This window comes from Mesorhizobium sp. C264A (genome assembly GCF_040324515.1).
Lineage (GTDB): Bacteria > Pseudomonadota > Alphaproteobacteria > Rhizobiales > Rhizobiaceae > Mesorhizobium.
Genome location: NZ_JAMYVY010000001.1, coordinates 1 through 18,786, shown reverse-complemented (window position 1 = coordinate 18,786; position 18,786 = coordinate 1). Strand labels below are relative to the sequence as shown.

At 61.1% G+C, this 18,786-nt stretch carries 19 protein-coding genes and 1 pseudogene; 10 read left to right on the top strand and 10 right to left on the bottom strand.

Going from position 1 to position 18,786, the window contains the following annotated elements; all coding sequences use genetic code 11:
* Nucleotides 1-21: 21 nt before the first annotated feature.
* The 6 genes from NKL04_RS00100 to NKL04_RS00075 all read right to left on the bottom strand — a co-directional run bounded on the left by NKL04_RS00100 (nucleotide 22) and on the right by NKL04_RS00075 (nucleotide 5,291).
* Complete coding sequence (locus NKL04_RS00100; RefSeq protein ID WP_023686285.1) at nucleotides 22-804, bottom strand: 3-hydroxybutyrate dehydrogenase; 783 nt, start codon at nucleotides 802-804, stop codon at nucleotides 22-24.
* A gap of 370 nt (nucleotides 805-1,174) precedes the next feature.
* Nucleotides 1,175-1,639, bottom strand: a complete 465-nt coding sequence (locus tag NKL04_RS00095; RefSeq protein ID WP_023683370.1) for a DUF302 domain-containing protein — start codon at nucleotides 1,637-1,639, stop codon at nucleotides 1,175-1,177.
* A 99-nt stretch (nucleotides 1,640-1,738) separates the two neighbouring features.
* Complete coding sequence (locus NKL04_RS00090) at nucleotides 1,739-2,941, bottom strand: MFS transporter (RefSeq protein ID WP_023686286.1); 1,203 nt, start codon at nucleotides 2,939-2,941, stop codon at nucleotides 1,739-1,741.
* 91 nt (nucleotides 2,942-3,032) lie between these two features.
* On the bottom strand, nucleotides 3,033-3,515 hold the full coding sequence (locus tag NKL04_RS00085) for a cupin domain-containing protein (protein WP_023683372.1): 483 nt from the start codon (nucleotides 3,513-3,515) through the stop codon (nucleotides 3,033-3,035).
* Nucleotides 3,516-3,707: 192 nt separating this feature from the next.
* A complete protein-coding gene (locus NKL04_RS00080; protein ID WP_023683373.1) occupies nucleotides 3,708-4,622 on the bottom strand; it encodes a LysR family transcriptional regulator in 915 nt (304 codons plus the stop codon).
* Between the two features lie 237 nt (nucleotides 4,623-4,859).
* Nucleotides 4,860-5,291 carry a hypothetical protein gene (locus NKL04_RS00075; RefSeq protein WP_245261696.1) on the bottom strand — a complete coding sequence of 144 codons (432 nt, stop codon included), beginning with the start codon at nucleotides 5,289-5,291 and terminating at the stop codon, nucleotides 4,860-4,862.
* A gap of 76 nt (nucleotides 5,292-5,367) precedes the next feature.
* Between NKL04_RS00075 and NKL04_RS00070 the strand changes: the two genes are divergently transcribed.
* The 5 genes from NKL04_RS00070 to NKL04_RS00050 all read left to right on the top strand — a co-directional run bounded on the left by NKL04_RS00070 (nucleotide 5,368) and on the right by NKL04_RS00050 (nucleotide 9,040).
* Nucleotides 5,368-6,207: a patatin-like phospholipase family protein gene (locus tag NKL04_RS00070; RefSeq protein WP_023699724.1), complete on the top strand. Its 840-nt coding sequence runs from the start codon at nucleotides 5,368-5,370 to the stop codon at nucleotides 6,205-6,207.
* Between the two features lie 229 nt (nucleotides 6,208-6,436).
* Entirely contained in the window at nucleotides 6,437-6,706 is a 270-nt protein-coding gene (locus tag NKL04_RS00065) for a BufA1 family periplasmic bufferin-type metallophore (RefSeq protein ID WP_023683376.1), read from the top strand.
* 45 nt (nucleotides 6,707-6,751) lie between these two features.
* Nucleotides 6,752-7,780 (top strand): MNIO family bufferin maturase, encoded by a 1,029-nt coding sequence (bufB, locus tag NKL04_RS00060; protein ID WP_023686289.1) that lies wholly within the window; start codon nucleotides 6,752-6,754, stop codon nucleotides 7,778-7,780.
* Entirely contained in the window at nucleotides 7,767-8,552 is a 786-nt protein-coding gene (locus tag NKL04_RS00055) for an HvfC/BufC N-terminal domain-containing protein (RefSeq protein WP_023683378.1), read from the top strand. The genes bufB and NKL04_RS00055 overlap by 14 nt, the downstream gene beginning before the upstream one ends.
* 11 nt (nucleotides 8,553-8,563) lie before the next feature.
* A complete protein-coding gene (locus NKL04_RS00050; RefSeq protein ID WP_023686290.1) occupies nucleotides 8,564-9,040 on the top strand; it encodes a DoxX family protein in 477 nt (158 codons plus the stop codon).
* A gap of 343 nt (nucleotides 9,041-9,383) precedes the next feature.
* Here NKL04_RS00050 and NKL04_RS00045 read toward each other — a convergent pair whose 3' ends face one another.
* The 3 genes from NKL04_RS00045 to NKL04_RS00035 all read right to left on the bottom strand — a co-directional run bounded on the left by NKL04_RS00045 (nucleotide 9,384) and on the right by NKL04_RS00035 (nucleotide 12,280).
* Entirely contained in the window at nucleotides 9,384-10,754 is a 1,371-nt protein-coding gene (locus NKL04_RS00045; RefSeq protein WP_023691684.1) for a chloride channel protein, read from the bottom strand.
* A gap of 188 nt (nucleotides 10,755-10,942) precedes the next feature.
* Nucleotides 10,943-11,242, bottom strand: coding sequence for a hypothetical protein (locus tag NKL04_RS00040; protein WP_023683381.1), 300 nt, complete (start codon nucleotides 11,240-11,242; stop codon nucleotides 10,943-10,945).
* Between the two features lie 132 nt (nucleotides 11,243-11,374).
* Nucleotides 11,375-12,280 carry a LysR family transcriptional regulator gene (locus tag NKL04_RS00035; RefSeq protein WP_023683382.1) on the bottom strand — a complete coding sequence of 302 codons (906 nt, stop codon included), beginning with the start codon at nucleotides 12,278-12,280 and terminating at the stop codon, nucleotides 11,375-11,377.
* Between the two features lie 172 nt (nucleotides 12,281-12,452).
* Here NKL04_RS00035 and NKL04_RS00030 point away from each other — a divergent pair.
* From NKL04_RS00030 to NKL04_RS00010, 5 genes and pseudogenes are all read left to right on the top strand, one after another.
* Nucleotides 12,453-13,528, top strand: a pseudogene (locus NKL04_RS00030) (class I SAM-dependent methyltransferase).
* Nucleotides 13,529-13,570: 42 nt separating this feature from the next.
* Nucleotides 13,571-13,870 (top strand): putative quinol monooxygenase, encoded by a 300-nt coding sequence (locus NKL04_RS00025; protein WP_023686292.1) that lies wholly within the window; start codon nucleotides 13,571-13,573, stop codon nucleotides 13,868-13,870.
* A 142-nt stretch (nucleotides 13,871-14,012) separates the two neighbouring features.
* The gene (locus NKL04_RS00020; RefSeq protein WP_023683386.1) at nucleotides 14,013-14,651 is read left to right on the top strand and encodes a DUF1326 domain-containing protein; all 639 of its coding nucleotides are present in this window, start codon (nucleotides 14,013-14,015) and stop codon (nucleotides 14,649-14,651) included.
* A 9-nt stretch (nucleotides 14,652-14,660) separates the two neighbouring features.
* A complete protein-coding gene (locus NKL04_RS00015) occupies nucleotides 14,661-15,524 on the top strand; it encodes a DUF2182 domain-containing protein (RefSeq protein WP_245271337.1) in 864 nt (287 codons plus the stop codon).
* A gap of 121 nt (nucleotides 15,525-15,645) precedes the next feature.
* A complete protein-coding gene (locus tag NKL04_RS00010) occupies nucleotides 15,646-17,091 on the top strand; it encodes an adenylate/guanylate cyclase domain-containing protein (RefSeq protein ID WP_023686294.1) in 1,446 nt (481 codons plus the stop codon).
* A 698-nt stretch (nucleotides 17,092-17,789) separates the two neighbouring features.
* Here the strand turns inward: NKL04_RS00010 and NKL04_RS00005 are convergent.
* Nucleotides 17,790-18,786: GNAT family N-acetyltransferase (locus NKL04_RS00005; protein WP_352723107.1), on the bottom strand; the 997-nt coding region annotated here is incomplete at its 5' end.

The window sequence follows — 18,786 nt, the reverse complement described above, 5'->3', positions numbered from 1 at the left end:
GTCTTTATTCCTCGTTCGGGTTCAGTGAGCCGTCCAACCGCCTTCGATCGGGATGATGGCGCCGGTGATCGAAGCTGCATCGTCCGAGGCCATGAACAGGCAGAGCGCCGCAACCTGAGCAACTGTCACGAATTTTTTGGTCGGTTGGGCAGCGAGAAGGACGTCCTTGATCACCTGCTCCTCGGTGATCCCGCGTGCCTTGGCCGTGTCCGGTATCTGCTTCTCGACCAGCGGGGTCAGCACATAGCCCGGGCAGACAGCGTTAACGGTGATGCCCTGCTCGGCGACTTCCAGCGCGACCGTCTTGGTCAACCCGGCAACGCCGTGCTTGGCGGCGACATAGGCTGACTTGTATGGCGAAGCGACGAGAGCGTGTGCCGAGGCGACATTGATAATGCGGCCCCATTTGCGTTCTTTCATGGCCTGCAACGCGCGCCGGATCGTATAGAACGACGACATCAGGTCGATCGCCACGACTGCTTCAAATTTTTCGATCGGAAAGTCATCGATCGGCGCGACATGCTGGATGCCGGCATTGTTGACCAGGATGTCGATCGCGCCGAACTCGGCGATCGCCTTGTCCATCATCGCGGTGATGGCGTCGCCCTTGCTCATGTCCGCGCCGTCATAGCGGACGGTCACACCGTGCTCCGCGGCAATACCCGCCCGCAGCTTCTCGATCTCCTTGGCATCGCCAAAACCGTTGAGGACGATATTGCAGCCTTTGGCGGCAAATGCTTCGGCGATCCCCTGGCCAATGCCACTGGTAGAGCCTGTTATCAGCGCGGTTTTTCCTGTGAGCATGGTGATCTCCTTCGATCTGAGCGCGAGCTGGTCATGACCGCCTGCCGCCGGGTGGTTTCCGAGTTCTGTCTGTTGATGAAAAGTATGACCCCTGGCCCCGGACATCGGAAATGCCGTTGAGACATGGATTCGATAGCCGACGGTCAGATCCGGTCTCATTCCTCCGGCGGGCTGAGACCCCAGCCGGCTGGCTTTTTCACCGGCCGGCGAACCACCTTTCGTTCGCGTGAAGGACATGAGGTCAATCTCGTCACGGCGCGGCCGCAGACACCGCCGGCGGTCGGCGCGCTCCTGCAAGAGAAATGGTTCGGGGAACCGGCGAGCACTCTGCCCGCCGCTGTCGCCGAATAATCTCGCTGGATCCCGGGCGCTAGTTCTTCTTGATCGTCGAGGTAACCGACTGGATGACTTCCGTGGCCATTTTGAACTGCGGCGCCCGGTCGGTGATGCCATGACGCTTGGCGATCCAGTCGAAATCGGTATAGGCGGCGTAGACCCCGCCATCGGCCGTCTGATAGACCAGCACGCGCACCGGCCAGTCGAGGCCGGCTTCGGGGTTGGCCGTGATGAAGGTCGTGCCCAGGGCCGGATTGCCGAACATCACAAGACGCGACGGTTTGACATCGTTGCCTGCTTTGTTGCCAAGCTTCGCTTGGTCGATGACGCCGAAGAACATAATGCCTTTCTTGAGGACGTCCTTCTTGATGCGGGCAACGGTTTCAGCGACGGAGTAGTCGCTCTTCACCGTCACGACGCCATCCGAGGCGGCGGCAGGGACGACGATCGCCACCAGTATGGCAGCGCCGGCAATCAGGGTTTTCATATAAGTGGTCATGTCAGTCTCCTTGGGTTTGTCGTGACGTTAAGTTGAGCGATGGAATTCACAGCGCCTTGCTCGTCGGCGCGACTTTCTTCGGCTCACCGTTCGTGCCGGTCAGACTGTTGGCGTCTTCAGCACCCCCGCGACAGCAACCGCACAGGCAAGCACAGCGACAAGCACGGTCACACATGCGGTCCAGCCAATCCGGTCATAGATCTGGCCGAGGACGAAACTGCCCGCGAGCCCGCCCGCATAATAGGATGCGAGGTAAATGCCGCTTGCCGCGGTGCGATCACGCGATACGGTCCGGCTGACGTGGCCGGTGGCTATCGCCTGCGCCAGGAAGGTGCCTACGGCGACAAGCGCCATCCCGGCAAGAACGATCGGCAGACTGGTCGCAAGCAGCAGAAGCAAACCGAGGATCGCCAGCGCAAGTGTTGCACCGATCCCCACCCTGGGGCCTAGGCCGGCAGCAACGCGCCCTGCCAGCGGCGTGGTCAGCATGGAGGGCAGGAAGACGAAATAGACAAGACCCAGTGCCATCGGCGACAGCGATAGCGGAGTGGCGACAAGCTGGAAGTTCACATAGGTGAAAGTGCCGATGAACACGAAGAGGATCATGAAGCCGATCGCGAAACAGGCGCGTAGCTCGGCGTCCTTCAGTGCGCCTTTCCAGGCCGCGCGCGCGGGTTGGCCCATGGCGTCGGCGCCCATAGTTGCGGATGTCTTTTGCAGCGTAAACCATACAAGAGCCGCGCCAATCAGATTGAGGGCGGCGAACGTCAGGAAGTTGGTGGAGATGCCGAACGTATCGGCGACGGCGGCCGACATAAGCCTGCCGAAGAAATTGCTGGCGACGTTGCCGGTCACGTAGGCCGCAAGCGCGCCGGTCGTTTGGCGCGATGAAAAATGTTCGGCCAGATAGGCCATCGTCAGCGTGAAAGCGGTTGACATGCATAGGCCCTGTGCGACCCGCAGCAAGGCGAACACGATTATGTTGTCGGTCTGCGAAAGCAGCGTCGTCGGTATCGACAGGACGGCCAGGCTGATCCAGATGCCGTTGCGGCGATCGATGCCGCGCCCGAAAAGCGCGACCGCGATGCCGGCCACAGCCATGCCGAACGTGCTGGCATTGACCGCGAGACCCATCGTGGCGCGGCTGACGCCGAACTTGATGACCAGCGACGGCAGTATGGCCTGAGTGGCGAAGAGATCGACAAGCGTCAGGAACGCAATCAGGGCGATCAGGCCGAAGCGCCGGCCATCCGCAGCAACCATTCGGAGCCGCGTTGGTTCACTCAATCCACTGGTCGTCATGACAGGGCTCCGTGGCCACACGTCCCCAGGCGGCTGCCCGAGGACGCGCTTCAATGGGGGGTTACGGGAAGACGTCGTCGAAAGACGCGGATCACATCATGTGGTCGTCGGGCATCGCGGGCGGCAGGACGTCGGCGGAATAGAGCACGGCGGGCACCTTGCCGTTGTTCTTCCACCAATGGGCGAGCTGGCCGAACTCGGCAGTCACATCGCCAGCCGGGTGCTCGATGCCCACTTTACAGGTGCTGCGGTATTCGGTGATCGAGCCTTCGATGATGAGGATGTTGGCCGGGCGGACGTTGTGTTCATGCCATGGCACGACGCCGCCGGGCTGAACGACGAGCTTGCGAAGGCGCAGCATATTGCCCTTCCAGGCCTCGCCCTTGCTGCTCAGATCGATCGCAGAGAGAACCGTGTCGACAACGCCAACCGGTTTGCTGGGATGTTCCTGGATATCAGTCGTTGCGGCCTGGCCGGCTGGGCAGTCGCCGGCGAAGGCCGGGGCAGAGGAAAATGCAGCGGTTGCCGAAAGCAGACCTGCCGCAAACGCCAGAGTGAGTTTCTTGGTAGCCATCTTGTATCTCCTTTGTCGGTGCCCAAACGCGGGAGGCGGGGCATGACGAGGAGAGTGACGGGAGCGATCAGAAAAGAGAAATGCTGACTGGCTTTCAATTCGATACCTGAAAACTATCGTCGAACGACGCGAGCGCATAAAAAAGCGCACGACAAGACTTGTCGCACGCTCCCAGAATTTGGTCGTTTTGCTTCAGGCTGCGTTTTTGTGGATCGCCTGGGCTATTGGGCTCTCAGGCCAGCCATGCGCCTTGACGCTGTTCACGAAAGCCGACGCCGCAGGCGAGAACCTGCGTCCCGCAACGACGACCAGGGATACTTCCCGCCAGACCTCAGGATCGATGACGGGACGGACCTGCAGGCCCGGAATCACCGCACTGAATTCAGGGATGAAGCAGATACCTAGCCCTCCGGACACCATGTTCTGGATCCAGTCCTCGCGCTCGCTGGCGTAGGAGATCCTGAGCTTGACGCCACGATCATTGCAGAGACCAGCAAGATGATCGCGATACTCACAATTCAGGCGCCTGAGATAATTTTCGCCATCGAGTTCGGAGATGGCAACGTTGTCATTGCGGGCCAGCCGATGGCCATTTGGAAAGGCGAGGACAAAGCGCTCGCGATAAAGCGGTGTGACGTCAAAGCGGTCCGGGAAGCTGTCGCTCGAGGCCATGATGGCGACGTCGATCTCGCCGGACTCCAGAAGCTGGGAGAGCGATGCCGGGACACCCTCAACCAATTGCAGCTGGATGCCCTGCTGACGCCGGTTGAATTCGGTCAGAAGACCGGTGAAGCGACGGGGGCCGATTGTGCACATGACTCCGACCTTCAGGTTGGCGTTTTCCAGGCACAGGAATCTCGATGCCTCCTGCCGCACTCCAGTCAGTTCGTCGAGAATCTGCTGAAAACGGGGGCGAAGCAGCACACCCAGGTCGGTCAGGTGGGTCAAGCTTCGTTCACGGCGAAACAGCAGCCCTCCGACCTCTTCCTCGAGTTGTTGAATCGCGCGGGACAGAGCCGGCTGAGTGACGTTGCACTTTTCGCCCGCGCGCGTGAAGTTTCGTGTCTCGCACACTGCCAGGAAGTAGCGGATGTGGTGAACGTCCATGCCGATTTATCCCCAATTGCACGAGGTTGTTCGCGCTTCGGAGACTGCCGCAAGGCTCGCTTTGGCGCCAATGCACTGCGGCTATAAAGTCGATAGCGGTCCGTCATGGCGCCGCGACAGCGCGCGCTGCGGACTACTTGCGTTGCGCAGCAGCTGGCCATCACCAAAAGACGGTGGCGAGCAGACCGCTCGCCATTGTGACATCATTCCTGTGTTGCCCGGCACAGTCGGTGCAGCTCAGTTGGCGCCGCCAAGCGCCAATACATTGGCGCAGAACGCTGCGTGCGGCTTGCTCATGGCTGCGTCATTGCACATCTTCATCATCTTGTCCCGATCACCCCGGGGCGCAGTCAGCCAAGCCTTTTTGAAACCGGCCATCGGCTTCATCGTTTTCATGCCGGCATCGCTATAGAATGACGGCAGCGACGCCAGATCGCTGAAGGCATCGGCGGATGCAGGCCCGGCTAAAAGAGCGAGGGCGAACGCCCCCAAACAGACATTTCGTATTCTCATGACACGCTCCTTTTGGTGCTGAAGGCCTGCCGGCGAAGGTCGTGGCGCCAGCTCCAAAGCGAGATCGTCGGATACTCGCCAGCCTCGCAAATCTTGCGGCGCGGAAGAGATTGCCGCCAATGCAATCTGACTATGGAGTTCATGCCAGCTTGGCATTTCGCCAATGAAGGATCATGCGGCAGTGTCTCCATCAAACGCCTTCCCTGGCGTTCTTCGGGAGGAGATCCAAAAGATGCAAATCCAGGCCGCAACCGACCATGGCTTTGTTGCCGGTGCAAGACCGGCGACGGAAGACAGCCAGCTGATCGACATTACGCTGACAAACGACGCACACGGCGCATTTGTCTGGGGCGTGCTCGATCGCTTGCTGGATGAGCCTCGCCTTTCCTTCCGCAGCATCACTGCATCCGGTTTCGGAGGCATGGAGGCAGCGGTTCTTGCCTACGGACTGGCTCTGGGCGGCAGGCGTGGGGCAAGGACGGCGCTTACCAATTTCTGGCGGCGTGTCAGCCATGCAACGATGTTCGCGGCCGATACAGCCAAGCCGCTGAGATCGATCCTGGAACAGTCCATCGACATTGCCGAGATCCGCAAGGAAAGCTGCCCGTTGAAGCTCAACATCCTGGCTTCGAACGCCCTCACCGACACCGTCACGATTTTCTCCGGCGACCAGTTGTCGATCGACGCGATCCTGGCGGGAGCGACAGTCCCATTCCTCTTTCCCGCCGTGGAAATCGATGGCGATCCATATTGGGGTGAAAGCGATTTTTCGGCCTTGCCAGCAGTGCAGCAAATCGAGGCTGGGCATTGGCTGATTGTCAGCGGCAAACCCTCCGAGGGCATGACGCCTTGTGCTCACCGCCTCGCCGCAAATGCCTTGAACTCTGCATCTGTCCTCTTCGACAGTCATCACAGAACAAGTGCTGCGCTGTTTACCAGGCCCTGGACCGACTGGGGCGAATTGACCGACATGCGTGACCGTGGACGGCAGCGGGCCGAGGAATGGCTTCTCGCTGACCATCCAAGCTTGAGCGAAAGCTCAGTCGTCGACAGCAAAAATCGATACGTCTAGGCGCCTCCCTCCGCTTGGCCGCGCCTGCCTCTCCGCGCTCACGAAGTGTAGGCGCCAAAGCCCTCCGGTTCCCCGCCGGAGGGCTTTGGTCGTTACCCTCCTCAACATAGTGACCGCGTATCAAATCCATGCCGAGACAGCATTTCAGCTTCATCGCGCATTGGACAACACTGCTTGCAGACAGGCCGCCAGGTCAGTCTTCCCTCTAAACGCAACCAGGAGAACGACCGTGATCAACACCAAGACCCTCATCGGATCGGCCCTCGCAGCCGCCACCTCGCTTGCTGCATCTGCAGCCTATAGCGGCCCGGCTGCTCAGCCCAGCTTCTCGTTCGAGAAGTGCTATGGCGTCGTCAAGGCCGGCCAGAACGACTGCCAGACCGCGACGCATTCATGTGCCGGCACCTCGACCGCCGACAACCAGCCGGACTCGTGGCTCTACGTGCCGGCCGGCAGCTGCGCCAAGATCACCGGCGGCAGCGACAAGCCGAAAGCCTGACCGACCCAGACTTCAAGCCAACCCCCTTTGGAAGGGAGCAGACCGATGCCCCGTGCATTTCAAGGTGTCGCCATCCCCGCAACCGCGGGCATCGGTCTTCGCTCTCCTCATATCAGCGAAATGTTGAGCCGCAGGCCCTCCGCCGGCTGGCTCGAGGTGCATGCCGAGAATTATATGGGCGACGGCACCGCCGTCGAGGCGCTTGAACGGCTGCGCCAGATATATCCGCTGTCAGTTCACGGTGTTGGCCTGTCTCTGGGCAGCGCGCAAGGCGTGGACCGCGATCATCTGGAAAGGCTGCGAAAGGTCTGCGAGCGGTTCCAGCCCGATCTCGTTTCGGAGCATCTTGCCTGGAGCGTTGCCGACGGAGCCTATCTCAACGACCTGCTGCCGCTTCGCTATGACGAAGAGGCGCTGGCGATCGTGGCGCGAAACATAGCGACCGTCCAGGATACGTTGAAGCGACGTGTGCTGATCGAGAACCTGTCCGCCTATGTCGCGTTTGCCGACTCCTCCATGAATGAAGCTGAATTTCTGGCCGAGCTGGTGGCGCAAACTGGCTGCGGCCTGCTTCTGGACGTCAACAATGTCCAGGTTTCGGCGCACAATCTCCAATACGACGCAAAGACCTTCATCGACGCTTTGCCTGCCGATGCCATCGGTGAGATCCACCTTGCCGGCCATGCGACCAATCAGGTCGGCGGCGACACCGTGCTTATCGACGACCACGGCTCTCGCGTGCCGCCGGTTGTCTGGGGGCTCTATCACCATGCCATCAGCCATCTCGGGCCGCGCCCTACGCTGATCGAATGGGATACCGATGTTCCGGTTCTCGACGTGCTGCTCGGCGAGGCTATGTGGGCCGACATGCTCTCCGCTTCGATCATGTTCGGCCGCAAGCAGGCCGCGAGGCAGACCGCCCCAACCACGGTCCTGCCGGTGTCCAGCCTGCCAGCTTTCGAAAGCACGCGAACCAGCATGCCTGTGCTTGCGGCATTTGCCGCTGCCAGAGCCAGACCGGCCATGCACATGGCCTTGCCGACAATCGAGGGAGGATATCATGCTGCCGCTTGAACATCTGCAGACCATGGTGGCGCGCTCGGTGCTGGCCATGGAGCCACTGATCGACGCGAAAATGCTGACCGCTGGCAAGGCCGACCCAATGGCTCGCCTGCGCATCTACCAGAACAACACGCGCAGTTCCTTGACCGCCGTGCTGATGGCCGTCTTCCCCGTTACGGCCCGCCTCGTGGACGAACGTTTCTTCCGCTTCATGGCGAGCGAGTTCATTCGACGGCATCCGCCGGCGGAGTCACGCCTGGCGCGTTATGGCGCGGGCTTCCCTCGCTTCCTGAAGACCATCGACACCCTGTCCGACATGCCGATCGTCGCCGAGACGGCTCGGCTCGAATGGGCCATTGCCGAAGCGCTCGATACAGCTTCGCTGCCGGCCCGCAGTCTCGCAGAATACGACAGCACCGACCTTGGGCTGTCGCCGGATATCCTGCTCCAGCCCTCACTGCGACTGATGGTCTCCCACTGGTCGATCCTATCGGTATGGATGGAGCATCAAAAGGAGACTGCGGTCGATGAAAAAATCACCTGGACAAGACGCCCTGAACGGGTGGCGCTGTGGCGATCGGGGAACTACGTGCGGCTTTTTCTGCTCGACCGCGCGAGCTTCGGCTTCTGGCATTCGCTGAAGCACGGCTTCGGCCTTGAGCATGCCACTGGCCGCGCCTTGGCGCTCGACCCGGCCTTCGACCTGGTTTCAGCGCTTGTGCGTCTGTTCCGCGACAGGCTCGTCACCGACGTGCGCGTCCCGGTGCCCCCTCTCTCAAACTGAAGGAGACGATCATGACTGCGATACCAGAATATTCCACGCCTCGCCCTGCCGGCCTTGTTGGTGTTTACCGACGAGTGATCAGCTTGCCGGAGCGTATACCATTTTCGCTGGTCCAGCTCGCGGCTCGAGTGGCGATTGCGCATGTCTTCTGGCAGTCTGCACAATCGAAGCTGGCGTCTTGGCCGGTGACGCTGCAGCTGTTCGCCAGCGAATACAATCTACCCCTCATCGATCCGTCGATCGCGGCGCCGCTGGCGACAACGGCAGAGATCACCGGGGCGGTGCTGCTTTTCCTGGGGCTGTTCTCGCGTCTCGGCGCGCTGATGCTGCTCGGCGTCGTTTCGGTTATCCAGATCTTCGTGTTCCCTGAGAACTGGGCCGAGCATCTGCTGTGGGCATCGCTGTTGCTGCTGGTGCTTACGCGTGGTGCTGGGGTTTTCTCACTCGACTATATAGCCGATCGAATCTCTTCGGCCTCCAAAACCTGAATATTTCAGTCGAGGAGGCTGACCTGATGTGCATCTTCACCCGTGCACTGAAAGCTGGATGAAGGAGCCTTGTCCAACCCACTGGACACCGCGTCGCAGTCCGCCGTTCCTAAGCTAACACCTCTCACCTGAGCTAGGTGCACCTCAAAGGTTGACGTATCGATCTTCGGTCTTGCCGTCGCCACTAACTCCGGCAACGGTCGCGTTGCTGTGAGGCCGTAACGGGCACTCGCCGCGGGGCGAATACGGATTTATGCAAGTCGTCTCGCCTCTTCAGACGATGTTGATTCTCGCACACCGGATCCACAAGAAAGTTCGCCAGCATGTCTTTCAATCGACAAACTCAAGCTGGGCTCCAAGCGGCAGAGCCGGATGTTTCGAGATTTCTGGATCTTCTCCGCCGGATCGCCTCGGCGATGAAAAGGCGAGATAGGGCGTGGTAGAGCGGCTCGTTCGAAATCAATCGCGCTGTCCCATAGCCCAGCATCGATGCGCACATCAGCGCAATGACATTGTCGTGGTTGCCGGTCATTTCGAGGATGATGACGAAGGCTGTCATCGGAGCCTGCACAACGCCGGCGAAATAGCCGGCCATGCCAAGCAGCGCAGCGGTGCCGGTGGCGCCGCCGAGGAGTAGGCCAAGCGTGCTGCCAAGGCCGGCTCCTACGGCCAGCGATGGCGCGAAGATGCCGCCCGGAATGCCCGAAACCATCGAGAGCAGGCCAGCTGCGAATTTCCCAGCAAAGAAGAACGCCGGCAGCGGCGTGCCTTCGATGGCTCCCCGCGCCTGCGCATAGCCGGTGCCGAAGGTGAGGCCATTCGAGGCGATCCCGATCGCGGCCACCGCCAGCCCGCAAATGCCTGCCACAACCATTGTGCGCCAGAGCGGCTGGAACGCGTTCCAGCGCCGGATGCGGCGCATCGCGTTCAGCGCCAGCAGAGAAAATAGCGCGCCGACACCGCCGCCGATGATGCCACAGGCAAGCACCAGCGGCCAGTCGCTGGCAAAGGCCACTGTTTCTTTGGCGACTCCGAAGTAAGTGTAGTTTCCGACCAGGCCCAACGAGGCAAGTCCAGCGAGGATCACCGCCGTTAACACCAGCCCATTGGTCCGAGATTCATAGGCGCGACCCATCTCTTCGATAGCGAAGACAATGCCGGCAAGCGGTGTGTTGAAGGCTGCCGCTATGCCTGCCGCCGACCCGGCCAGGATCAGCCCGCGCGCCTGCGCCATGCCACCCCAGCGCGCGACCTGCAGCATCAGAGAGGCGCCGACCTGCACTGTCGGTCCCTCGCGGCCAATCGAGGCCCCGCAACCTAGACCGACGACGGTGAGCGCGATCTTGCCCACTACCAGCCGCAACGACAGGATATGGCCGCGGTCGTCGTCATCACGCAGATGGCGCGCGGCGATCGCCTGCGGAATGCCGCTGCCCTGCGAGCCTGGAAAGAAGGAATGCGCAAGCCAGGCGCAGAGAACGAAGCCGAGCGGCGTCAGCACGAGTGGCAGGTAAAAGCGCCAGCCGCTATCGGTGTCGATGACGGAATGGAATAGCGCCTGCGCTTGATCGGCAAGCACCGCGAACAGCACGCTGATCAGTCCGATCGAAATGGCGCCTGCCCAGAAGACAATGCGCGGCTGCCAGACGCGACGCGAAACCCACATCGCCTGCGAGCGTCGCAGCATCGGATGTCGTCGCGATATGCGTGCCATGTTGGGTCCCTTCGTAATAGACCCGGCCTAACACACCCACCGAGCCGATCAACCTTGCGAAGCAACAGCTTTGGCTGGCGAGGACAGCAACCACGGCAGTGACATGGTCTCGATGGCGGAGGATCGATGGGACATCCCGCCGGCGCGCGTGCCGGCGGGATGGAAGCATTGACGGGCGCGATGGCTCCTCACATCGCCATTTTTTCACACTCGGCCTGGGCCTTCTTGGTCGATGTATCGACCATGTAGGTTTTGCCCTTGGCGTCGGTCATCATCATCATGCAATGCTTGATCGGCTTGGCCATTTTCATCATTTCGGCGCTCATCTTGGCGTCCGGCATCATGGTGCCCATATGCCCGTCGGGCATGACGGCTGTCACTTGCCCGCCCTTCATCATGGACATCGTGCCCATCGTGTCCTCGGCGAATGCTTGCGAGGCGCAAAGAGCGGCAATGCTGGCGGCGACGAAGATTTTCAACGAATGCATTCGGAATACTCCCATTTTTGCGGGGCACAGTTGCCCCATTCGTGGGTTCGCCCGACATTGCGGTCAGTTACATCGACACGAAGATGTGATCGTATGGCGCATGTTTGCTGACGCGGAAGGCGGACTGTGGACTTAGAGACCAGTCGATCCCGCCGTCATCGGTATGTGCCAGTCATACTCCATCACCGCCTTGGCAAATGCAGAGATGGCGGGCGAAGGCAGTCGATCCGCGACGGAGACCAGTGACACCTCGCGCACGATCTCTGGGTCGACGACCAGCCTGTGGCAGACGCCCGGCTGGCTGGCGGAGAATTCCGCGATGAAGCAGACGCCCATTCCCGCGGCTACCATAGCCAGGATCCAGTCCTCGCGCTCGCTGCGATAGGCGCTCTTGATCTCGAAGCCGAGGTTTTGGCAGAGCTCGTCGATGCGATTCCCATATTCGCAGTTGATACGCTCGAGATAGGGCTCGTTGCGCACATCCGTCAGTTGCAGCGTATTCCGCGTCTCGAACGGATGCCCGGTTGAGAAAGCGAGCCCGAAGCGTTCCGTATAGACCTGCTCCGCCCTCAGCCGATGATCGAATGGCTCCGGGCGCGCCAAGAGCGCGATGTCCAGCTTGCCTTGCAGCAAAAGGTCGGTGAGGTGGTCAGCGGCGCCTTCGATTACGGTCACCTCGATTCCGGGAAACCGTTCGCGAAATGCATTGAGGAAGCCGATAAAGCGCAGCGGCCCGATAGTGCACATCACGCCGAGCGTCACCGGCGCCGTCTCGAGCGACAGAAAGCTTCTGGCGGTGCGCTTGGCATGCTCCGAGCGCTGCGCGATTTCGTCGAGATGACTCCGCATCAGGCGACCGAAATCGTTGAGCTGGACATGGCCCTTGTCGCGATGGAAGAGCAGTCCGCCGAGTTCCGCTTCCAGCTTCTGTATGGCGCGGGTGAGCGCAGGCTGAGTGATATTCACAAGGTCCGCCGCCTGGCGAAAGTTGAGCGTCTGGCAGGCGGCCAGAAAATAACGAATTTCGTGCATTTCCATGACACATCCCCGCTGATGCCCGGCATGCATCGCCGCAATCAGAACTCGGCATTATCGGCAGGTGCTATCCTTAGGTAAACTTTCTCCGCTGTCCATGGCCAGCCCATCCCGGCGGCGGGATCAGGCGTCCAGCCTTGGGCCGATGTTTGGGATCGAGCCGGAGGAAAAGCCGATGCTGGAGCGCAACAAGGACAAACAGCCCGACCAGGAAAAGCTGGAGGCCCTGCTGGGAAAGATGGTCGGCGATCTCGGCGCCATCACCACCGGGGCGGCCGTGCTGCTGGGAGACAGGCTCGGCCTGTTCTCGGCGATGAGCGAGGGCGGCAAGATGACCGCCGGGCAGCTTGCCGCAAACACCGGCACGCAGGAGCGGCTTGTGCGTGAATGGCTTTCGGCGCAGGCGGCCGCCGGCTATGTCGAATACGACGAGGCCAGCGACAGCTTCTATCTCAGCCCCGAGCAGGAACAGGTCTTCGTCAACGAGGACAGCCCCACCTTCATGGCCGGCGCCTTCGAGGTCGTCTCGACGCTATGGCTTGACGAAGAAAAGGTGCGGCAGGCGTTTCGTTCGGGCAAGGGCCTGGGCTGGCACGATCACAGCGCCTGCCTATTTCGCGGCACGGAACGGTTCTCCCGCCCGGGCTAAAACGCCAATCTGATCGGCTCCTGGCTGCCGGCGCTCGATGGCGCGGTCGAGAAGCTGGAGCGTGGCATAGACGTCGCCGACGTCGGCTGCGGCCACGGCGCATCGACCGTGCTCATGGCCAAGGCATTCCCGAATTCGCGCTTCACCGGCTTCGACTATCATGCCCCGTCGTCGAACGGGCGCGCGCCGCAGCCAGAGAGGCCGGCGTCGCCGGCAACACCCGCTTCGAAGTGGCGGCGGCCAAGGATTTTCCTGGCACCTACGGTCTTGTCGCCTTCTTCGACTGCCTGCACGACATGGGCGATCCGGAGGGTGCGGCCAGGCATGTGCACAAGGCACTGAAGCCGGACGGCACATGGATGATCGTCGAACCCTTCGCTCATGACAAGCTTTCAGCGAACCTCAATCCGGTCGGGCGCATCTATTACGCCGCCTCGACCTTCATCTGCACGCCTGCCTCGCTATCGCAGGAGGTTGGGCTCGGCCTCGGCGCCCAGGCGGGCGAGGCAAGGCTGCGCAAGGTGGTTACCGGCGGCGGCTTCCGCCGTTTCCGTCGCGCCACCGAGACGCCGTTCAACATGGTTCTGGAGGCTCGCCCGTAAGCCTGGTCGATTTATTAATTTGGCTATGGATTGGAGGAAGGCATGACCGCTTACAATGTCGTTCGGTTTCGCACCAAGCCCGGCAAGGAACAGGCCTTCATCGACGCGCACAAGAAGGCAACGCTCGACGTCAAGGGCTTCCGCAAAGCCGCGCTCGTCAGGACCGGCGACCGGACCTTCTGCGTCGTCGGTGAATGGGACGACATGAACAGCCTCGCCGCGGCCCGGCCGCATATGATCGGCCTTCTCGATACGATGCGCGATATGCTGGAGGATCTCGGCGCCGAGCTCGGCGTGACGGATGCCGTCTCCGGCACGTCCGTCGTCGAGATCCGGACCTGAAGCGCCCCAACTGCAGGTTTTGGCATGCACAGCTCGACCACCGGGGTGGGGCCAATCCATCAAAGTCAGTGGCGACGCACGAACTGCTGGAGCGCGACCAATCTTCGGCGTATAACTAGGCCCAATCTCCGGAGGATGAGCCATGAATGCAGTGCCTCAATGGCGGCTCGCAGGCGACTGGTTCGACATCTGCAGCTGCGACATCCCTTGCCCTTGCGAGTTCGCCCAGCGGCCAACCGGCAATCACTGCCAGGGCGTGCTCGCCTGGCATGTGCGCGAGGGTCAGTATGGCGGCGTGAAGCTCGACGGCCTGACGCTGGTGGCGCTCGGCGAGTTTGAAGGCAATCTGTGGGCCGGCGAGGCAAAGGCCGTGATGGGCATGTATCTGGACGAGAAGGCTGATGAGCAGCAGCGCGAAGCCCTGCAGGTGATCTTCGGCGGCCACGCCGGCGGCTGGCCAGCGGGTTTTGCCGCCAATATCGGGGAGATGCGTGGCATGGAGTTCGTGCCGATCACTTTCGAGGTGGCGGGCGACCTGGCCACCTGGCGGGTCGAAATTCCTGGTCTCGTCGTTGGACGCGCAGAGGCGCTTTCCGGTCCCACCACCCCGCCCGGCAAGCGAGTGCAGACGATCAACCCGCCGGGTTCGGAGGTCGGCCCGGGCCAGGTTGCCACCTGGGGGCGTTCTGTCGAGGTGAGCACCAAGGGCTTCGGGCTCGACTGGACTGGCACGGCCCGCTCGAGCAAGCACATTCCGTTCGACTGGACCGGCCCGAACTAGGGCGTGACAATGGCTGACGCGTTCCCCAGGAAATCGCGGCGGTTCACCCGGAATCTGCGCGGCATCCCGCTCGGCCTTCTCGCATCGCTCGTCGTGCTGACGGCAGCGGCGTGGACGCTCACCCTCTACCAGACATTCAGCATGGATATGCCCATGGGCATTGCCGCGCGCGGCGGTATGGAGGGTATGGAAGGCATGGCTGGCATGGCGATGGCCGGAATTGCCGCCGACGACTGGTCATTTGCCGGCGCCGCCGCTTTTCTCGCTGTGTGGACCGTGATGATGGCGGCTATGATGCTGCCAGCCGCGGCGCCCATGATATTTATGTTCGCGGCGGCGCAGGCTAGGCGCGAACAACATGTGGCCATCCCGACGTGGACCTTCGTCGCGGGCTATCTGCTCGTCTGGGCGGGGGCGGGCCTTGTCGTATATGTCCTGGTCCAGTTCGGTAGCGACGTTGCAACGAGCCTCGATCCGCCCCAGCGTGCGAAATGGGCACCGCTCGCGCTCGGTGCCACGCTTGGCGTCGCCGGGCTCTATCAATTCACGACCCTCAAGCACATTTGCCTCAGCCATTGCCGTTCGCCGCTCGCTTTCGTTGCGCAGCACTGGCGCGACGGGCGTGTTGGCGCGCTCAAGATGGGGCTGCGCCACGGTCTCTATTGCTTTGGCTGCTGCTGGGCGCTGTTTGCCGTGCTGGTCGCGACCGGCGTCATGAGCGTCGCCTGGATGTTGCTTTTGACGCTGCTCGTCTTCGTCGAGAAGCTGCTGCCCAGTGGCCGCCGCTTCGAAGGTAGTTTGGGCATTGCTTTGGTGGTCCTCGGGATCGTTGTATCGCTCGGGGCGATCGATATGCCTTGGATGGTCGGTTAGACGAGTAGGAGCATAAGCATCTCAGCTGTGCCGGCAGACGCTTTCGATGGCAATCCATTCGCATCGCGCTGGTTTTTTAGTAGGCTGTCGCACGGCAAGGCGGCAAGGTTGAGGGTCCGATGTGACGGTAGTCGACGATCGTCTTCTCGAAAGCAGGATGACCAAAGTAGAGCAGGCGCGAGTCTGGAGCCCACGCGTCATCTCGAAATTCGAGACGCTGATCAGGAGCGCCGACGATCAGGCGCTCTATCGTGTCAATCCGCTGGCCTTCGCCCGCGACCGCGCAATCGCCGAACCTGAAGCGATCGACCTCTTCCTTCATGCCGCCCGCTGTGGCTTATTCGACATGAGCTGGGATGTGCTGTGCCCCCAGTCTGGGATGGTGCTCGATAGTTTCGGCGCCTTGCGCACGCTGAAGACCCACTATGTCTGTGGCTTGTGCGATGTATCGGGCGACACCGACCTAGACGACTTCATCGAGGTCACCTTCTCGGTATCGTCGAAGTTACGGCGCCTGCCGCACCACGATCCCCAGACGCTTTCCGTCGAGGATTTTCACTGGAAGCTCCACTTCGGACATGACGGGCGGCTACCGGGGCAAGACGTTCGCTTTCTTGACGTTCTGCGTGGCTTGGTTCGGGGCATGACGTTTCTGCAGCCCGGCACCATCACAGTGCTCCGCACTGACTTGGGACTAGGCGCCCTTTCGGGAGTCAACGTCCGGACGCAGGCTGCATTCGCCGTGCCAATATCAGGCGATCCGGTGTCGGCACCCACAGTTCTGAAGATCGATTATGACGGCAAACGCTTCCTGCCGGCATTGCCCGCCGTGCCACCCGGTCCGATCGTTATAGAGGTAGCAAATAGGGGGCCAGCGCGTGGTTCGCTGCTTGTCATCAACTGGCCGCCCGAGCTTGTCGCGTTGACGACCAAGCCGGCCCTCGATTTCGATCCTTATGTTTCCGGTGGAGCGCTGCTTGCACGGCAAACCTTCCGCCAGCTCTTCCGGTCCGAACGCGTCGACGAGAATGAGGGGCTCGGTATCCGGCAGATCACCTTCCTGTTCACGGACCTCAAGGGTTCGACCGCCATGTATGAGCGCCTTGGTGACCTCAACGCCTATGCTTTGGTCCGCGAGCATTTCGCTCTGGTCAACGCGGCGGTTCAGCAACATTGCGGCGCGGTGGTCAAGACGATTGGCGATGCGGTGATGGCTGTATTCTCGCAGCCGTCGGATGCGATTTCGGCTGCACTCCACATCTTTGAAGAAATCGATCGCTTCAACGGCGACCATGACGGGCCGGGGATCATTCTGAAGATCGGAGCCCATTGTGGCCCATCGATCGCCGTGACGCTCAACGACAACCTCGACTACTTCGGTCAGACCGTGAATGTCGCCGCGCGCGTGCAGTCCCTAGCAGAAGCCGGACAGATCTGCATTTCCGAAGCGCTCTATTCCGCGCCCGGGGTTAGCGAAATGCTTGCCGGCCATCGCGTCGAGGCGTTTGAAGCGCCTCTTCGGGGTGTGGAGGGTGATGCAACTGTCTATCGTATTATGCGGGGATAGACTCGGTCGCATGCCAACTCCCGAGGAACTGCTCGACCATCTTAGATTCAAATCGCCTGCCCCAACCTTCGTATCAAGCACGCACCAGTTCGCCTCATTTCGCAATGCTCTGCGAACTGCCGCCTTGCATCGGTCCGACGATGATTGGCGCAAAGCTGGCTGTGCCCTGGATTTAGCGATGTCGGCTTTTGGGTGCAGGACGGGACGGCAGGAATGTCTGATATGGGGCGCAAAGCTGCCGTTCGCATCGTGGATAGCTTCCGGGTCAGACTCTCCCTTTGCCTACCGGTCTTTGCAGCACCGAGAAGGGCCCACTACGCCCGACACTGTAGAAAATATCGCATGGTCTCCGAGTGGGGGGAAAGGCGGTAGCGCTCTCCCGCTACCAGCCTACCTAAGCTGTTGAAATCACAGTAAAAACGCCGACCTGTGGTAGGCGCCCTGTCCGAAAAAATCTTCAATGATTTTCAGGACCTAGCCTGCTACCATTGTGACGCCAACGAACGTGTTGCGACGCTTCGCAGACAACAAACTGCGCATCGAGAGACGTGATTTGCGAGAATTGGCTGAAGTCTCCACCTGCGGACCCATTCGGTCCCGATTCCGAGGCGCAATCGACGCGGATTTTCGAATGGCGCGCCCATGTCGCACGCCAGCCCTCAACGCTCGGCGGCTTATGCCCAAGTTATCCAGCTAAATTAAGCAGTCTCATCGGGCGGGCGCTCTGGATTCGCCGACGCCAATCCGCGTGAGCGTACGCGGATCGTCTGACAGATACGATCAGCGAGAGAAGCGAGCGCGCCCTGCACAGTGCGTGCCCCAAGAACGGATTGGAGGGTAACGGCCTGTGTTGCAAACCTATGTTTGAAGGCCTCTCCGCCACAGAGGAAATCGACCAGTCCCAAGCCGTGATCAAACGACCACTGTATATACTCCGTAATCAGGACCGCACCCGGCGACGCTCGGCTAAAATCAGGGTCGTAGGTGGTAACGAATGCCATCATGACGTTGTGCTGGACGATGTTGATGGAAACCGCGACCATCGCACCATTGCATTCAAGTACGAAAATGCGCAGCACACCGGCGCGTGACAGCGCGTCCACCAGGGCGGCAAGAACCGGCTCGCCCTCTTCGAAAAGGTCGGATTCACGCGTGTGCTTTTCCAGCCATCTGCGCTTCAGCGCCGACAGTCGCTCCAGCAATGGCTGCAGCGGCTCGTCGGCCGACAGGAGGCGGAATTTCACTTCGCCTGTTTCTTCCAGTATCTTGATGCCGCGCCGATAGTTCTGGCGCATCTTTTTCGACTGGTCCGCCAGCCATGCTGCTCCGCTGGCCCACTGTCCAGCGACGCGATAACTGACTTCCTCCCGGTGATTGGCGCGAAGCTTGACGCCGCTGGAAGAGCCCGGTGTAAAAATCCTGCGGGCTGCCGCATCCGGCGACAGACGATTGATAAAAGCAAGATCGAAGCCACCCGCCGAACAGATCCGGTTCCAGAGGTTCTGGAGGGCCGATAGGGAGCATTCCGGCGCGACAAGAATATCACCATAGTCCGTATAGCTATTGGCGGCCCATTCGAGGAGCCGAAGTCCTTTTCGTCTGCCGATCGCCAGGGGAATGACAGCGACCAGCCTGTCATCGCTCCATACCAGGCCGATCCGCAGCGAGCGCCGGTCGCGGTCGCGCACGGTGCTC

Excerpts from the sequence above, each read along its gene's own strand:
- NKL04_RS00055 (WP_023683378.1), top strand. The coding sequence starts at position 7,767 with ATGCTGCCGCTTGAACATCTGCAGACCATGGTGGCGCGCTCGGTGCTG.
- NKL04_RS00015 (WP_245271337.1), top strand. The coding sequence starts at position 14,661 with ATGGCTGACGCGTTCCCCAGGAAATCGCGGCGGTTCACCCGGAATCTG.
- NKL04_RS00020 (WP_023683386.1), top strand. The coding sequence starts at position 14,013 with ATGAATGCAGTGCCTCAATGGCGGCTCGCAGGCGACTGGTTCGACATC.
- NKL04_RS00085 (WP_023683372.1), bottom strand. The coding sequence starts at position 3,515 with ATGGCTACCAAGAAACTCACTCTGGCGTTTGCGGCAGGTCTGCTTTCG.
- NKL04_RS00100 (WP_023686285.1), bottom strand. The coding sequence starts at position 804 with ATGCTCACAGGAAAAACCGCGCTGATAACAGGCTCTACCAGTGGCATT.
- NKL04_RS00090 (WP_023686286.1), bottom strand. The coding sequence starts at position 2,941 with ATGACGACCAGTGGATTGAGTGAACCAACGCGGCTCCGAATGGTTGCT.
- NKL04_RS00080 (WP_023683373.1), bottom strand. The coding sequence starts at position 4,622 with ATGGACGTTCACCACATCCGCTACTTCCTGGCAGTGTGCGAGACACGA.
- NKL04_RS00075 (WP_245261696.1), bottom strand. The coding sequence starts at position 5,291 with ATGCCAAGCTGGCATGAACTCCATAGTCAGATTGCATTGGCGGCAATC.
- NKL04_RS00095 (WP_023683370.1), bottom strand. The coding sequence starts at position 1,639 with ATGACCACTTATATGAAAACCCTGATTGCCGGCGCTGCCATACTGGTG.
- NKL04_RS00025 (WP_023686292.1), top strand. The coding sequence starts at position 13,571 with ATGACCGCTTACAATGTCGTTCGGTTTCGCACCAAGCCCGGCAAGGAA.
- NKL04_RS00045 (WP_023691684.1), bottom strand. The coding sequence starts at position 10,754 with ATGGCACGCATATCGCGACGACATCCGATGCTGCGACGCTCGCAGGCG.
- NKL04_RS00050 (WP_023686290.1), top strand. The coding sequence starts at position 8,564 with ATGACTGCGATACCAGAATATTCCACGCCTCGCCCTGCCGGCCTTGTT.
- NKL04_RS00040 (WP_023683381.1), bottom strand. The coding sequence starts at position 11,242 with ATGCATTCGTTGAAAATCTTCGTCGCCGCCAGCATTGCCGCTCTTTGC.
- bufB (WP_023686289.1), top strand. The coding sequence starts at position 6,752 with ATGCCCCGTGCATTTCAAGGTGTCGCCATCCCCGCAACCGCGGGCATC.
- NKL04_RS00070 (WP_023699724.1), top strand. The coding sequence starts at position 5,368 with ATGCAAATCCAGGCCGCAACCGACCATGGCTTTGTTGCCGGTGCAAGA.
- NKL04_RS00035 (WP_023683382.1), bottom strand. The coding sequence starts at position 12,280 with ATGGAAATGCACGAAATTCGTTATTTTCTGGCCGCCTGCCAGACGCTC.